Annotated in this window: 1 pseudogene; it reads left to right on the forward strand. The window is 62.5% G+C overall.

What is annotated here, in order from left to right:
* A pseudogene (locus AMD30_RS25350) lies at nt 1-307 on the forward strand (HNH endonuclease); the annotation flags it as partial.

Raw genomic sequence — 307 nt, forward strand, 5'->3', positions numbered from 1 at the left:
CATCGACAAACGCTGTCCCGAAGGACTTTCCGACAACGACAAGAGTGCCTACGAGATCGAACTCATCGGTCAAGCACTCTCGGGCGCGACGCCGGCACAAGTGGTTGAACACGCCCGCACCATCGCCAACACCCTTGCCGTCGCCACCGTCACCGGTATCCCCGCCGCCGACGACTCGTCGTTGAACACCGTCAACGTCCACACCATCGACGACGGCCGCATCGACATCCGCGCCGACCTGACCCAGACGGTCGGCGAGAAGTTCCTCGCGATGATTGACGAACGATCCTGCCCACGACCTGAACCC

This window comes from Gordonia sp. HS-NH1 (genome assembly GCF_001418765.1).
Classification (GTDB): Bacteria; Actinomycetota; Actinomycetes; order Mycobacteriales; family Mycobacteriaceae; genus Gordonia.